This is a genomic window from Streptomyces sp. NPDC048277 (genome assembly GCF_040652235.1).
GTDB lineage: Bacteria > Actinomycetota > Actinomycetes > Streptomycetales > Streptomycetaceae > Streptomyces.
Window position 1 is genome coordinate 108,921 of the sequence record NZ_JBEZLQ010000025.1, and the last position, 13,801, is coordinate 122,721.

The following is a 13,801-nucleotide window of genomic DNA, read 5'->3' on the forward strand; positions in this document are numbered from 1 at the left end:
TTCCGGTTCGAGGCGACCGGCGAGGGAGCGACCTTTCCTGTTCCCCTCCCCTTCCGGGTCGTTGACTGGTCATCGCCCGTCGGGAGGTTCCGATTCCCCCTTCCTCTCGGCGGCATGGAGAAGAGCCCGTTCCGTCGTCACCCCGTCGGCGGGGCGGGCGTCCCACCCTCGGAGGGATGTTCTCGTGACCATGACCGCAGCCCGACCTACTGCGACCGGCGCGCCCGGGTACACCGAGACGATGCCGTGTGAGCCGGAATCCGCTCGCCGGGCCCGTCTGCTCGTCTCCGCTGCTCTGAATACCTGGGGCATAGGTGAGTTGGCTGGGGACGGTGCCCAGGTCGTCGCCGAGCTGGTCAACAACGTGGTCCGTCATACGCGGTGCCGTGTCGTTCGGGTCCGGGTCACGCGGCCGGCCGAGTGCGTGGTGCGCATCGATGTCGCCGACAGCTGCCGGGACACTCCCGAGCCGGGCAACCTTGATGACGACTCGGAGGGAGGGCGCGGCCTGCTCCTGGTCGAAGCCCTCAGCTGGAGATGGGGATACGACCGTAAGCGCTGGGGCAAGGTCGTGTGGGCCGAGCTGGAAGTGCCGGGCACGGAAGCCCCGGTCGCATGTTGAGGCCCCGCATTTCGTTACGGCTGATGCGGGCAGACGAGCTGGTGGACGATCCGGCCCCGGACGCCTGCGTGGAAGTCACACTCGGTCCCCTCCAGATGGCAGACGATTGCGATTCGTCGATGTTCGCCGAGCCGCTGCGCATCACACCGGCCGATCTCCTCCAGCTGCATATGGAGTCCGACCTGGCGCTCGGGGACATACGCGCCGAGGTCGTTCGAGCGGACAACGCATGGCAGAGGCATCTCGGCCACTGGTACGCCGAGGGCCGAGCCGCCGTCGAGTCCAGGGAGCCGGAAGTAGTCCTGCTCACGCGTGTGCTTGAGGGCCTTCGACGGCAAGTTCTCGCGCCGGTCTGATCCCGTATGACGCCGACCGGCACTCACCGCTCCCGCTGGGCACATGAAAGCCGCAGGTGGCCGGCGGGCAAGCAAGGCAGTCATCACACAGGTACTTCCACCACCGAAAGGAAGATTGTGTTCAACCACATGGATCGCTTTCCCACGGGCAGCCCGCTGCCGCAGGGACACCTGACCGCCGCTCCATGGGGCCTGTGCCGGATCGCCCCGTACCCACCCGTCGAGGATTCTGGTTACGCGACGGTGAAGTTGGACCCGGCGACGCAGACCGCCCGGTACTTCGACGCCTCCGGGGCGCCCACCATGTCCCCCGGCCACGGCACGTCCTCCGGTACGAACCCCAAGACCGGCACGACCGGCCAGGGGGACCGCAACAGCGACTCCCCGGACAGCGACACGGGCAACGACACCGACCAGTGACTGTGGTGACGAACGACGAGCGTCCGGTCCTGGTCGTCACCAACCTTGACGACCCGACCGCGGACTTCGTGATTGCCGAGCTGCACGACCGGGGTGTCCCGGTCGTGCGGTTCGACTCCAGTGACTTCCCGGCCACGCTGTCGTGCTCGGCCGCCATCGGCGGCGACACTGACGGCTGGCGGGGAAGCGTGCAGACCCCGAGCCGACATGCCGAATTGGGCGCCGTGCGCTCCATGTACTACCGGCGCCCCTCCGGGTTCGCCTTCCCCCACCTCGACAGGCAGGACGAACGGTTCGCCGTGGCCCAGGCCCGCTACGGGCTCGGCGGCATCCTGACCTCCCTGCCCGGCTGCCTCTACGTCAACCACCCCAACCGCATCGGCGACGCCGAGTACAAGCCCGCCGGGCTCGCGGCAGCAGCGGCGGCAGGCTTCAAGGTGCCGCCCACGGTCATCACCAACGTCCCGGACGACGCACGGGCCTTCATCAAGGAGTACGGCCCGGCCATCTTCAAGCCGATCTCGGTGCCGCTCTACCTGGTCGACGGCCAGGCCCAGACCGTCCCGGTGACCGAAGTGAGTGCCGACGAGATCGATGACTCCGTGACCGGCACCATGCACCTCTTCCAGAAGCGTGTGGACAAGGTCGCCGACATCCGGGTCACGGTGATCGGTGAGCAGATCTTCGCGGTGCGGATCGACTCCGGTCTCCTCGACTGGCGGACGGACTACAGAACTCACACGTACACGCCGCTTGCGGCCCCGCCCGCGGTGGAGCAGTCGATGCACGCCTACCTGAAGCACTTCGGGCTCGTCTTCGGGGCGTTCGACTTCGCCCTGACCGACTCGGGTGAGTGGGTCTTCATCGAGTGCAATCCTTCTGGGCAGTGGGCATGGATGGAGCTGCCCACCGGTCTGCCAATGACCGCCGCACTCGCCGATCTCCTGGAAGGAGGTGTCCATGGCCAGTGAGCCCGATATCGAGACGGCCGCTGCCGATCTACGGCTTCGGCTCGCCCGCCAGCTGGAGGAGGACGGCCGGCTGCGGTCGCCACAGTGGCGAGCCGCCGTTGAAGCGGTGCCTCGCCACGTGTTCGTCCCGCGCTTCTACCGGGAGAGCGACGCACCCGGCGTCACCACTTGGGAGCCCGTGACGCCCGAGACTGTCGACCAGGACGAGTGGCTCCGGCTCGTCTACACCGACGAGACATGGATGACCCAGTTCGACGGCCACGACATCGACTGGACCGACCCGAAACCGATCAGCAACGCGACCCCGACCTCGTCATCCACCCTGCCCAGCCTCGTCGTCCGGATGCTCGAAGACCTGGACGTGCGCGACGGCATGAACGTGCTGGAGATCGGCACGGGCACCGGCTACTCGACGGCCCTGCTGTGCCACCGGCTCGACAGCGGCAGCGTGACCTCGATCGAAACGGACGAGGGCGTGGCCCGACGCGCCCGTGAGGCTCTCGCCAGTGCCGACTACAGCCCTCACCTGCTGGTGGGGGACGGCCGCGCCGGCCACCCGGACGGAGCGCCGTACGACCGGCTGATCGCCACCTGCGGCTTCCGCAACATCCCACCCTCCTGGCTGGAACAGGTACGGCCGGGCGGCGTGATCTTCACCACCTTGCGCGGCTGGATGCGCTCCCTTGGCCTGGTCAAACTCATCGCCGCCGGCGACAGCGCGAGCGGCTGGTTCAGCGAGGACGACCCGAGCTTCATGATCGCCCGCCAGCAGGATGCGCCGGAGAGCCTCGGCATGGTCCCGGGACCCGCCGACGGAACGAAGCGGAAGGCCGCGTACGGACCGGAGGCACTCACCGACTCCGGGCCGGCGTTCATGGCACAACTCGCCGCACCGGACGCCCGATTCTTCTCCATGGCGGTCGACGGCAGCCTGCTCAGCACATTCGTACTGGACAGCGTCACCGATTCCTTCGCCGTACTCACCGCTACCGACAGCGGCTGGGGGGTCCGGCAGGGCGGCCCCCGACGTCTCTGGGACGTGATCGAGTCGGCCATCGCCACCTGGGAGGAGCACGGCGCACCGAGCACCGCCGCGTTCGGAGTGACCGTCTCCCGCGACGGACAGGTCGTCTGGCTCGGAAACCCGAGCGGCCCGCAGTGGCGGCTACCCTCCTGACACAGCCACCACCGCCGACGCGAGGAACGCAGGATGGACGACGAGCCGCTGAAGGACTGGGCGGAACGCCGCGACGCGAAGATCGGCCGACTCCGCGCCGTACCTGTCGTCTCAGGCGATGGCCCCAGGGCATCCCATCTGAACCCGGACGCACCCCGAGCCATCGAGCGCTGGAACGGACACACGTGGGAGCCGTACGGCTTCGTCGCCAACCTGGCGGAGGCCAAGGCCCTCCTGCATCCCGAGATCAATGAGCCGACGCCGACCGGGCCGGTGCCGAAGCCGCTCGGCTCCGGCACCGGCAAGCACCGCAAACCCCAGTCACCCACTTCAGACGGAGGGGGCCCAGCGCAGAGGTGATCAGCGCCGCCGAGCCCGAGACTGCTCCGGTCGCGGAGCCGTGGAAGGCGCTGCGGTGTGGTGCGCGTGGGCTGCTGCCTGCACGCGTGAGCCTGGCATGTGTCTGTCGGCGAGCTGCGAGTACGAAGGCCTTTCCGCCCGCTGGAAGGAAAGGCCTCTGAACAGGTGTTTCTCTGTGCCCCCGGCAGGATTCGAACCTGCGACACCCGCTTTAGGAGTTCGATCCGTGCCCGTTCCTGGGGCTGTCGACGACTGGTCCGACGGTCGCCCGTGGGTGCTGCTGTGTGCCGCCGTCCGGCCTCGTTGATGTCAGCGGTGGATGTCAGATGTCGGCCTCTGACATCGGCTAACGATTGCCATCGGGATACCTCATCCTTCCAGCACAGCGAAGCCCGCGACAGCCGTCAGGCCCCAACGTAACCCGCACCGTTTTAGGCGAGTGTTTCGTCCCCGGCTCGGCTTTGCGTGTAGCCGTTCGGGTTCCGCGCGTATCTCGCCGCGGACTTCAGCACGAGGGTCTTCACCAGCCGGGGCGCGGTGCCCGCAGGCCAGTCGCGGCCGTAGGTGGCCGCAAGGTCCGAAGCGTCGTCCAGTGCGCCGGCGGCGATGCGCAGCTTGTCGGGATCGAGGTCCGAGTCGAGGCGGCCGTTCAGCTCGTTGAGGGTGGCGTACGCCACCAATGTGCTCCAGGTGGACATGGACAAAATGGAAATAGCTATCAGGTGTGACGAAAAGATTTGACGCCCCCCCGTTCGGATGGACAGACTTTTTCCCGTGAATCTGCGGCACGAGTGGTTTCGCGAGGGCGCGCGCACCTTCCGCGCAGCTCAACGTCTTCTTGGTCAAGAGCACATGCTCCCGCCTGGAGAAGATCTCTATGCCTGCCCGCTGTGCCTGACGTCCATTTGTCGGATCGGGGCTGTCGAGTCCCGCTACCTGACGTTTGAAGACGCACCTCCAAAGTCAGTAGGAGGTCGGCCGCTGGCCCTTACCTGTCAGCCGTGCAACAACAACTCCGGTACGCACTTCGATGCCCACGCTGAGAAGGAGCACAGACTTCTGTCGTTTCTGACGAGTGAGGGCAGCAGTCCAATGAATGCCGAGTTTTCCGTCGGCGGCATTGTGAACCGTGGCAAGATGCATGGTGGGGGTGCAGGCGGGTTCTTCCTGGAGAATGTAGAGAAGAACAACAATCGAGCAGATGTTGAGCGCTTCGACCAGGAGCTGATTGCGGGCTTCACAGTCTGGCCGTGAAATCCGCTTGAGTATAATGCCGCGGGTGAAGTTCTCGCCGGATCGTGCCAGAATTTCATGGGTTCGTGCGGCTTATATCGTTGCGTTTGCTGCTTTCGGGTGGCGTTACACTCTCCAGACTTCACTGAATCCCGTCCGGGCGCAGTTTCAGAATCCCAGCGAAATTACGCTGCCTGACCTCACCCTCTACGAATCCGAAGCCGATCCTTCACGGCGTGAGTTGTTCGTGGTTGACGAGCCGGTCGACTGCCGTAGCGTTGTTGTGCGGTTTGGTCGCCGCACAATATTCCTACCCGCAATCGATAGCGTGCAGCCACTCGATGAGCTTGCAACCGCGCTGCGTGCGTATGCCCCCAATGGGGATAATCCAGAAGGTTATTCGATGTCGGGAACGTTCTTTCGATGGCCTGAGAAGCCCCGATATGCCCTGGATGTTTGTTGAGAAGGGCGGGCAGCGCATAGTTGCTGCCCGCCCAAATCGCTAAACGCGCAGAGGTCAGGCGTTGGCCGGGTCAGTCTCGGCCTTCATGCCGGTCGGGGGCCACACCTTTACGTCCGATACACCGGTGATGGCGGCCAGCTCGCTGCGCCATGAGCAAGCCCCGTGAGTGTCAACAACGCTCGTGACCAGTACACCTAGCGGTTGATCGGGATCTCATAGACGATCTCGCAGTGAGCCGCGGGTACCACGATGTCCGCCGTTTCCACGGGCCGTCCGTCGTCGCTGTAGTACGTCCGCCGGATGTGTGTAACGAGCGCGGCCTTCTGGATGCCCAGTAGTGACGCCTCCTCGGCGCTCGCCTGCCTCGGCTCCGGCTGTTCCACGGCATGGCTGACCGTGACGCCGATCGCGGCCATGCGGTTCACGACCCCGGTACCCGCGTGGGGCCCACCTTCGGGCAGTACGACGAGAGTGCCGGCCGTGAGGTCGTACGGCTCCCAACTCGTCGACAGCTGCACCGGCCTGCCGTCGGCCAGGAACTCATACGTCGTCCGGACGCACAACTCGCCCTCGGCGATTCCGAGTCGCGCCGCGATCTCCCTCGGCGCCAGCACCTTGGCGTCCGTCCGGCTCTCCCAATCCCCTTGCCTGCCGACGGCCTTCATGTCGGCCCGGAACGGCGATCCGCTGGGCTGCTCGCGGGCGGTTGACCGGACGACCCGCACCCGTTGCCGGGGCTCGGCGACGTAAGTGCCCGATCCGGCGCGGCCTTCCAGCACTCCTTGGGAGATCAGCAACTCCTGCGCCCGGCGGACCACGTTCTCACCTACGCCGTACTCCTGGCCGATCTGGGCGCGGGACGGCAGGCGGTCCCCCGGCTCCCATACTTGCTCCGCGATGCGCTGCCGAAGCTCGTCGGCGATGCGGAGATAGGGCGGCTGCTCAGGCATATGGAAAATCTAGTCCACTAGCTCTAATCTAGTTAACTAGCTTCACTCAAAGTGATCGCTGGTGACGGAGGCTGCCCTGTGCCCGCTTCGGGAGTTAGCGCGGCGGCCATCGCCGCCCGGCTGTCCGCTCTCGGGCTCCTCGCGCGGGTGGAGGAACACCCCCGACACACCTCGGTGGAAGCGGAGATACCGGAATCAGTCTCTGCCGAGACATGGCGGGAGGTCCTGGACGTGGTGGCGGAGGCCGATCGGTTCGGGCTCCTCGCCACCAGCTTGAACGGCCGCACCCTTTGGGCGGTCGTACGCAAAACGGTCCCCACGACGGGCGATGTCGGGGGACCGGGCCATCAGCGATAGGAGCTGAACAGCGTGCTCAACCGTATCCGCCGTGCCGTCTCCCTCACCAGAGCGCGGCGCTTCCCGAAGGGCAGGCACCGCCGCCCCTTAGCGCCCGCGCGGCCGTCTACCGCTTCCGCCTCTCCTGTGTCAGCTGACGCCTTGACCGTCGTTCTGAGTCGGGCTTCTGCGGGCCCGGACCACCGACACCCGCTCAGGGGTGAGGACACGGCGCTCGTCCGCCCGTACGTGCTGGCCTGGGAGGCGCGGGTACGGGGGCGCTCGGTAGCGGTCGCTTCCCATGTACCGACCGATACCTGGTCGGTCCTCGCGGGGGTTCGCTGATGTCTTCTCGCCAACAGCCTCGTATCGCGGACACCTCTGCCGCCCCGTACCGATCGATTGCCTGTCACATCGGCACCCATTCCGCCTGCGCGGAGTCCTCCCCGGCCTCACCGTCGGTCGACCTGCCGGTGATCTACGAAGTGTGTGACTGCTCGTGCCACACGGCGCGTGACCAGTCCGCGTGTGCGGAGGTGACCGGGTGAGCGAACGGGTCCCCGGTGGCGTTCTGATCTCCCACATCGAGGTCACTTCGACCACTGTCCAGTGTGGCGACATCATCCAACTCGGGGGCTGCGCCTGCCGGGTGAGAGACCTCCTCCAACTCCCTCACGGCGCCAAGCAACTCGTCTTCGAGTCAGGCGAGTCGCTGACCATACACAGCCGCACCCGACTCGCCGGCGTTCGAATGCTGAGAAGGCGGTGACGGGAATCGTGCCGTCTCGTCACCAAGACATCGCCGAGGACCTGCGGCGCCAGATTACGACCGGTCGGATCCAGCCTGGCGAGCGTCTTCCGTCCGAAGCCGGCCTGGCCGACCAGTACAAGGTCAGCACGGTGACTCTGCGGAACGCCCTCGCGGTGCTCCAAGGGGAAGGCCTCGTCGAGAAGATCCACGGCAAGGGCAACTTCGTCCGCCGCCCGGTGCGCAAGATCATGTACGTCGGCGGCTGGGGCACGCTGGACCCTTGGACCGCCGCCGACGCGCCCTTACGCGTCACCATCCGCAGCGCGACGGTGCAGGCTCACGGGCACCTGACGACCTTGCTGAAGGTGCCCACGGGCAGTCCCCTCGCCGAGTTCACCTGCGTCAGCCTCGAAGGAGACGCACCACACGGGCTGGCCCGTATCTACATCCCGCGTGACCTCGTACCGGCCGGGGTCCTCGACGACGAGTCCATCTGCCGGGAAACGGTCACGAGATTCGCCGTACTGGGCCCGTCGCCGGCCATCGTGAGGGAGACGGTGTGCGCCCGTCAGCCGACGCCGGACGAAGCCTCGGCCCTCCGCATCGGCTCCGTCCCGCCCGTCCTCGCGATCACAAGAGTCGCGACCGACCCCACCGGACGAGTCGTCGAAGCCGCACTACTGGCGTTCCCAGGGGATCGCGTCGACGCGGTCTTCACCATCCACCACATGACCGATGAGAGGCAGACGCAAGGATGACGCCACGGAACGAACTGCGGCTTCTCCCGTGGTCGGGGCCGGAAGGCAAGCCCTGCTACCTGAGTACCGACGACCCGGACGGCTCCATGTCCCGCCTGGCGGACAACATCGAGGCAGTCCAGCTCGGCACGGCGGCCAAGCTGCTGGAACGAGCCTCCGAAGCCCTCGGCGACCAGGGCACGAACCAGGAGGACATGCGGCGCCTGGCGAAGGAACTGACCGGCGCTCTGCGAGACGTCCTCCGAGTCGCGACCAGCCGCGGCCACCTCCTGGCGGTGAGCGAAAGGCAGGGCGAGTGAAAAGGAGCGGGCGAATGGGCACTTGACGATAACGACGGTCCTGGCGGGGAGGGGAGCCTGAGCACCAATCGGGCTCTCCTCCTCGTCGCGTTGTGCCGGCCCCTGTCGATACGCCGCGCATCGATGCGGAGCGGAATCTCTCTGCGACCGTCTGAGCCTCAGGTGACGACAGCCAGCCACAGCGGCGGGCCAGTCGACCAGGCAGGCGCGAGTGTGCCTCGCTGTGCCCCCACCGGTCTCAGTAGACGCTCACCTCAAGGAGGCTCGCGGTTGCGGTCAGACGCTTGGATGATGTGGGCGCACCTTGGCGAGCCGGTTCGAGGGCCTGTGCTGCCACCGTGCCAGGCTGCCGGACACTGCTGCCGTCTGACGTCGCTGCCGTCATTGCTTCGACGGCAGAGTTCTGTGAGCACCCCTTCGGGAGTTTGACGGCACACGGCATGGTAAACCCGCCTGCTTAGCTGGGGTTACACGGAATTTAAGTGCCTATTAATCGAAGGGGTCATCAATTGACGGCCCTTTTTCTATCCGCTTTGCGTCGCGCAACATTGAGAGCCCCCCTTCGCCCATGAAAAATTTCCAGTGCCCATCATTTGTGATCACTTCAGCTCTCAGTTCAGCGTTCCCTCCAAAACTCTCTAAGGTTATGTCCGGAAGTGTCAAAAATATGCTCACGCCCGCGCTTGCCCCGTCGTGTAAGATTTGCAGACACAGCATTGCCGCCTCGCTGCTCTGATTGAACAGGCGGTGGGCTTCCTCGATACCGATGACGATCGCCGGTTTTTCGGCTGTGGGATCGATATATCCACCCTTCCCCTTGCGGAACTCAATAATCCGAACAGCGGCGGAGAGCATATTAACGGCGCTATCCGTATTGTTCCCGACAAACCAATCAACGACTCCAGTGCCTTTCAGCGGCTCATAGTGCTTTTGCTCAGGGGACCAGTCCATGAGCCACAGCACGTATTTTCCGCTGCTCAGTGCGCCGAGGAGCACCAGAGTCATGCTATTGCTCTTGCCTACTGCCTTGCCTCCTGCGATCACGCCATGGCGCACTCCTAGGCCTGGTTTATGGATGGCAATCCGCAGCCGCTCACCATCTCGGGATTGACCGACTGTCACCTCTCCAGACTTGTTATCGTAAAGAGGCGCCGATGGGTCAACTGGAATGGTGACTGAATGGAAATCATCTTGAGATTCTATGTAGCGCCAATATCGAGCGGCCTCATGATCTCCCATCTCGCTGAATATCGCTGCAAGATTTGACGCGGCACTTCCGTTACCGCTCTCGGCAAGGGGCTCCCAGGCTGCAATAGCGAACTGACTCCTTCCCTCCATGTATGCGCCCATACCCATACGCCATAGATCATCGTCATCTGGGCAAAGATGCAGGGATTCTTCCCAGATAAAGTCAGGAATCTCGCCGTGGTCCTTTTTGTTACGTGAGGCGGAGTCGGGGAGATAATCAAAGGCGCGCCAAGTTCCTTCGTACTCGCCGGGAACCAGTAGCCCAGAAACGCCGTACCGAACTTTGGTAGCCCAAGCTACCGCTTCACTCCAAGTTTCCGGTCTCAGTGATGGATCCGGTAGATACCTGGTGTGCAGTTCCTCGAGAACATCGATATCAACAGCTCCGCGGAACCCTGCGCGAGCGAGGTCGACGCTAGCTTGAACTAGAGCTGCGCCTCGGGGGTTTCCATTTACTCGCTGAGCACTGAGCCACGATTGCAACAAGGCTGGTCCGGCCGCTAGGTATTCCGATACACCATATACGGCGCTATGGGTCACTGCGTCAGTCAGTCGCTCGTCGGATGCAGCAGATGCCCTGGCGATTTCGTTAGCACTCCAGAGGCGACCTATTCGGATTGGTTCTACTGCCCGAAGTAGGCGATTGCCTATCTGTCGAGATGCGTCATGCTCGGCATTCGTTTCGGGGGCTTGAATATTCGCATACGTCTCGAATAGATGATCTTGCATGGTTGCGACTATTGCGACGCCGAGCCTTTTGAGTGAATCCAGCAGGGAAGGATTCAGGCCGTCTTTCCCAAGGAAACCCTCCAAGTCGTCCAGCCAGAGAAGGAACGGGCCGTGACTACTGGATCGGATTGCTTGCGGTAGAGCGGATAAGGTGGTGCCCCGCGAGGGTGCATAGATCACGCGATCGGGCATACATCGCTGGATCCCGTGAAATGCCGTCCTGCTCTTACCGGAGGTGGAATCGCCAGTCAGTAGGACCATTCCTCCGTGGGCAGCGATATATTTTAGCTGCCGTGCTACCTCGTAGTCCACGTCGCGCAAAATGTACGGCGGAAGCGAAGTTGCATCAGTGATGGTTCGGGCCCGGTGAACCCCAAGAGTAAGTGCATCGACTTCATGGACTTTGGGCCAGTCGGCTGTATTCAGGGCCTCGGTTTCTTGCAACGTGACGTGTATCTGGGGGTTGGTTATGATAGGAGCCTGAACGTCACCGCCTACGGCAACCGATGCAAGTCCAGATGCTGTGGTGCTCTTCCGTCGCATAGCCTTGCTTAGTCCGTAGTTTCCACGTCTGTGGAGAGATCGCCGGTCGCCTCTCCGCCTATCGCTATACTCCCTGGACCTGCTGCCAGAATTCCTTCGGCGGGGCTTCCTGGTGGAATCTGTTGCGCAGGCCCGCGGGTGTGAGTACTTACGGCGCTACGGGTAGACCCGCCAACCGCTACGCTCCCGGCGCCGGCCGCCCGGATGCTCGCGCCTTGCCCTTCAGTGCTTGTAAGCCAAACCTGGGCTCCCACACCTATAACCAACAAGGTGCCGAGTGAAACCCACCAAGCCAAGCCAGCCTGATTCGTGGCAATGTTCGTGACGATCCCCGTCGCAGCTGCAACCACGACCGATGTTCCTGCCACAAGACCGCGCTTCATAGAAGTTGGCACAGGCCCCTCCCCATAAACCTGACGTCGTGTCGCATACTCACCGTAACTGCTCGGCTTCGCGTTTGACCACCGGCTGGGCATCATCCAAGCGACGAGGTTGGCGGAGCGGCTTTGGGGTGGCGCTGCTTTGGCGCGAGTGATCATGGCCCCGTAAGCTTCCGGCGCGTCGGGCAGTCTGTGGATCTGCCCGGTAAAGCACGACGTTGGGGCCATGATCTTCGAGGCTCGCGCCAAAGTGGCTCCGTAAAGCCGCGGAGCCGACCGCCCCAGCCACGACGTACCCCTTCTCTGGCATCAGGCGACTGATTGCCATGAGCGCGGCACGGGCGCCGGCCGGGCTGGAGCGGGACGAAGGCAGGAGCGCAGGCCCGGACGGGGGCCGGGCCGCGCGCGGGGAGCGGAGCGAGCCGCCTTGATGATGGAGAGAAGGTTTTATCCCGCTGGGATGAGGCGCTTGCCGTCGTGGCTGCGGACGTGGGGGCCGTTGCCGTCCAGGGCGTCGAGGAGTCTGACCGCGTACACCTCGGACATGCGGTCGCTGACCTCGTCGCGGGTGAGCCAGGAGACGGCGGTCGATTCGCTTGAGGTGCGTTCGGTGCCGCCGGAGGGCTTGCAGCGGAAGACCAGGGCGACGATGCCCCGGGTCGTGTTCTTGTAGACCCCGGTGAGTTCGTCGATCTCGACGTGGATGCCGGTCTCCTCCAGGACCTCGCGGGCGACGCCGGCTTCGGGGGTCTCGTTGAGTTCGAGGATGCCTCCGGGGAGTTCCCAGGTGCCGTTGTCGGCTCGGCGGATCGCCAGGAGGCGGCCGTCCTCGCGCACCACTGCTCCGGCTACGGACACGGAGTGCAGGGGGGAGGGTGTCGCTTCCTGTGGTTGACTCATGTAGAGGAGCATAGGAGGCAGGGAAGGACTATGGGAACTGCGGCGGGAGGGGTCGGTACCGGGCCTCGGTACGTGCAGATCGCGGATGAGATCGTGCAGCAGATTCGGGCGGGGGTTCTCAAGCCTGGTGACATGGTGCCGAGTGAGTCCGAGCTGGTGGACCGCTATGGCGTATCCGGCGGGACGATCCGTAAGGCCATGGTCGAGGTGCGGGCTAGTGGGCTGGTCGAGACCCGGCACGGCAAGGGATCGATCGTGAAGAACCGGCCTCCGGTGCGGCATCGCTCCTCCGATCGTTTCCGGCGCTCGCTCCGGCAGGGTGGCCAGGCGGCCTACCTTGCGGAGTCCGCGCAGTCCGGGGCCACGGCCAAGGTGAGCGTCCTCTACATCGGGCCCATGGAGGCGCCCGAGGATGCCGCCGAGCGCCTGGGCGTCCCCGCCGGTACGCAGGTGCTGGCTCGCCGGCGCCTGTACTTCCGTAACGGCACCCCGGTCGAGACCGCCACGTCCTACCTGCCCTGGGACGTCGTGAAGGACATCCCCGAGTTGTTCGCCGAGAACCCCGGCGGCGGTGGCATCTACGCCCGACTGGAAGACCACGGGCATGAGTTCGCGGAGTTCGTCGAGACGCTGCAAGCGCGGCCGGCCTCGAAGGCGGAGGCGTCGGAGCTCGCGCTGAGCCCCAGTGCGCCTGTGGTTCATCTGATCCGGGAAGCTCGTACGGCCGCGGGCCTCGTGGTCGAGGTGTGCGACACCCTCATGGCCGCTGACCAGTTCGTTTTCGAGTACCGGATCCCTGCCGGCGACTGACGCCCGCTCAACTTCTCACAGCCCGTCGCGAGTTCTTCTTCGTGGCGGGTTGACTCATGTACAGGAGTGATGCACTCTTCTTCATGTCACTCATGTACATGAGTGGCGGAGTTCAGCATCTATAGAGGAGTGATCTCTGTGCGTCAGATTCCCGTCGACACCTCCGGCGCGATTGTCATGGTCGCCAAGTCCCCGCAGGTCAAGGTGCGTGACCGCCGTACCGGCGAGATCGCCACCGACACCGAGACCGGAGCGAAGCTGATGACCGTGGACGTGATGTTCGCGGCGAACGAGGAGGTGGAGATCCTGTCCATCACCGTTCCGGAGCCGGGCATCTCCGGTGAGCTGGCCATGGGTACGCCGGTCGCGCTCACGGGGCTCATCGCCCGGCCGTGGGAGAACGACTTCAACGGCCAGAAGCGGCACGGCATCGCGTTCCGCGCGGTCGCGGTGACCTCGCTCGCCAGTGCTGCCGCAGGGTCCAAGGCGGCCTGA

At 64.7% G+C, this 13,801-nt stretch carries 18 protein-coding genes; 14 read left to right on the forward strand and 4 right to left on the reverse strand.

What is annotated here, in order from left to right; genetic code table 11:
* Positions 1 to 190: 190 nt before the first annotated feature.
* From AB0D85_RS39725 to AB0D85_RS39750, 6 genes are all read left to right on the forward strand, one after another.
* Positions 191 to 622 (forward strand): ATP-binding protein, encoded by a 432-nt coding sequence (locus tag AB0D85_RS39725; RefSeq protein WP_362331905.1) that lies wholly within the window; start codon positions 191 to 193, stop codon positions 620 to 622.
* 23 nt (positions 623 to 645) lie between these two features.
* On the forward strand, positions 646 to 978 hold the full coding sequence (locus AB0D85_RS39730; protein ID WP_362331721.1) for a hypothetical protein: 333 nt from the start codon (positions 646 to 648) through the stop codon (positions 976 to 978).
* Positions 979 to 1,095: 117 nt separating this feature from the next.
* The gene (tgmA, locus tag AB0D85_RS39735) at positions 1,096 to 1,398 is read left to right on the forward strand and encodes a putative ATP-grasp-modified RiPP (RefSeq protein ID WP_362331724.1); all 303 of its coding nucleotides are present in this window, start codon (positions 1,096 to 1,098) and stop codon (positions 1,396 to 1,398) included.
* 5 nt (positions 1,399 to 1,403) lie between these two features.
* Entirely contained in the window at positions 1,404 to 2,369 is a 966-nt protein-coding gene (gene tgmB / locus AB0D85_RS39740; protein ID WP_362331727.1) for an ATP-grasp ribosomal peptide maturase, read from the forward strand.
* Complete coding sequence (gene tgmC / locus AB0D85_RS39745; RefSeq protein ID WP_362331730.1) at positions 2,359 to 3,546, forward strand: ATP-grasp peptide maturase system methyltransferase; 1,188 nt, start codon at positions 2,359 to 2,361, stop codon at positions 3,544 to 3,546. The genes tgmB and tgmC overlap by 11 nt, the downstream gene beginning before the upstream one ends.
* A gap of 33 nt (positions 3,547 to 3,579) precedes the next feature.
* Positions 3,580 to 3,906: a DUF6087 family protein gene (locus AB0D85_RS39750; RefSeq protein ID WP_362331733.1), complete on the forward strand. Its 327-nt coding sequence runs from the start codon at positions 3,580 to 3,582 to the stop codon at positions 3,904 to 3,906.
* A gap of 431 nt (positions 3,907 to 4,337) precedes the next feature.
* Here the strand turns inward: AB0D85_RS39750 and AB0D85_RS39755 are convergent, their stop codons facing one another.
* Entirely contained in the window at positions 4,338 to 4,604 is a 267-nt protein-coding gene (locus tag AB0D85_RS39755) for a hypothetical protein (RefSeq protein WP_362331736.1), read from the reverse strand.
* Positions 4,605 to 4,680: 76 nt separating this feature from the next.
* On the opposite strand from AB0D85_RS39755, the gene AB0D85_RS39760 reads away from it, so the two are divergent.
* Entirely contained in the window at positions 4,681 to 5,160 is a 480-nt protein-coding gene (locus AB0D85_RS39760) for a hypothetical protein (protein WP_362331738.1), read from the forward strand.
* Between the two features lie 25 nt (positions 5,161 to 5,185).
* Complete coding sequence (locus tag AB0D85_RS39765; RefSeq protein WP_362331741.1) at positions 5,186 to 5,602, forward strand: hypothetical protein; 417 nt, start codon at positions 5,186 to 5,188, stop codon at positions 5,600 to 5,602.
* Positions 5,603 to 5,796: 194 nt separating this feature from the next.
* Here AB0D85_RS39765 and AB0D85_RS39770 read toward each other — a convergent pair whose 3' ends face one another.
* Positions 5,797 to 6,552 carry a GntR family transcriptional regulator gene (locus tag AB0D85_RS39770; RefSeq protein WP_362331744.1) on the reverse strand — a complete coding sequence of 252 codons (756 nt, stop codon included), beginning with the start codon at positions 6,550 to 6,552 and terminating at the stop codon, positions 5,797 to 5,799.
* Between the two features lie 78 nt (positions 6,553 to 6,630).
* On the opposite strand from AB0D85_RS39770, the gene AB0D85_RS39775 reads away from it, so the two are divergent.
* The 4 genes from AB0D85_RS39775 to AB0D85_RS39790 all read left to right on the forward strand — a co-directional run bounded on the left by AB0D85_RS39775 (position 6,631) and on the right by AB0D85_RS39790 (position 8,696).
* Positions 6,631 to 6,909, forward strand: coding sequence for a hypothetical protein (locus tag AB0D85_RS39775; RefSeq protein ID WP_362331747.1), 279 nt, complete (start codon positions 6,631 to 6,633; stop codon positions 6,907 to 6,909).
* 523 nt (positions 6,910 to 7,432) lie between these two features.
* On the forward strand, positions 7,433 to 7,657 hold the full coding sequence (locus AB0D85_RS39780) for a hypothetical protein (RefSeq protein ID WP_362331750.1): 225 nt from the start codon (positions 7,433 to 7,435) through the stop codon (positions 7,655 to 7,657).
* On the forward strand, positions 7,654 to 8,397 hold the full coding sequence (locus AB0D85_RS39785; RefSeq protein WP_362331752.1) for a GntR family transcriptional regulator: 744 nt from the start codon (positions 7,654 to 7,656) through the stop codon (positions 8,395 to 8,397). Before AB0D85_RS39780 ends, AB0D85_RS39785 begins: the two co-directional genes overlap by 4 nt.
* On the forward strand, positions 8,394 to 8,696 hold the full coding sequence (locus AB0D85_RS39790; protein ID WP_362331754.1) for a hypothetical protein: 303 nt from the start codon (positions 8,394 to 8,396) through the stop codon (positions 8,694 to 8,696). The genes AB0D85_RS39785 and AB0D85_RS39790 overlap by 4 nt, the downstream gene beginning before the upstream one ends.
* Positions 8,697 to 9,185: 489 nt before the next feature.
* Here AB0D85_RS39790 and AB0D85_RS39795 read toward each other — a convergent pair whose 3' ends face one another.
* Positions 9,186 to 10,853 carry a hypothetical protein gene (locus AB0D85_RS39795; protein ID WP_362331757.1) on the reverse strand — a complete coding sequence of 556 codons (1,668 nt, stop codon included), beginning with the start codon at positions 10,851 to 10,853 and terminating at the stop codon, positions 9,186 to 9,188.
* 1,190 nt (positions 10,854 to 12,043) lie between these two features.
* A complete protein-coding gene (locus AB0D85_RS39800; protein ID WP_362331760.1) occupies positions 12,044 to 12,508 on the reverse strand; it encodes an NUDIX domain-containing protein in 465 nt (154 codons plus the stop codon).
* A gap of 18 nt (positions 12,509 to 12,526) precedes the next feature.
* Here AB0D85_RS39800 and AB0D85_RS39805 point away from each other — a divergent pair, with 18 nt between their 5' ends.
* Positions 12,527 to 13,306 (forward strand): GntR family transcriptional regulator, encoded by a 780-nt coding sequence (locus AB0D85_RS39805; protein ID WP_362331763.1) that lies wholly within the window; start codon positions 12,527 to 12,529, stop codon positions 13,304 to 13,306.
* Between the two features lie 138 nt (positions 13,307 to 13,444).
* The gene (locus AB0D85_RS39810; RefSeq protein WP_362331766.1) at positions 13,445 to 13,801 is read left to right on the forward strand and encodes a hypothetical protein; all 357 of its coding nucleotides are present in this window, start codon (positions 13,445 to 13,447) and stop codon (positions 13,799 to 13,801) included.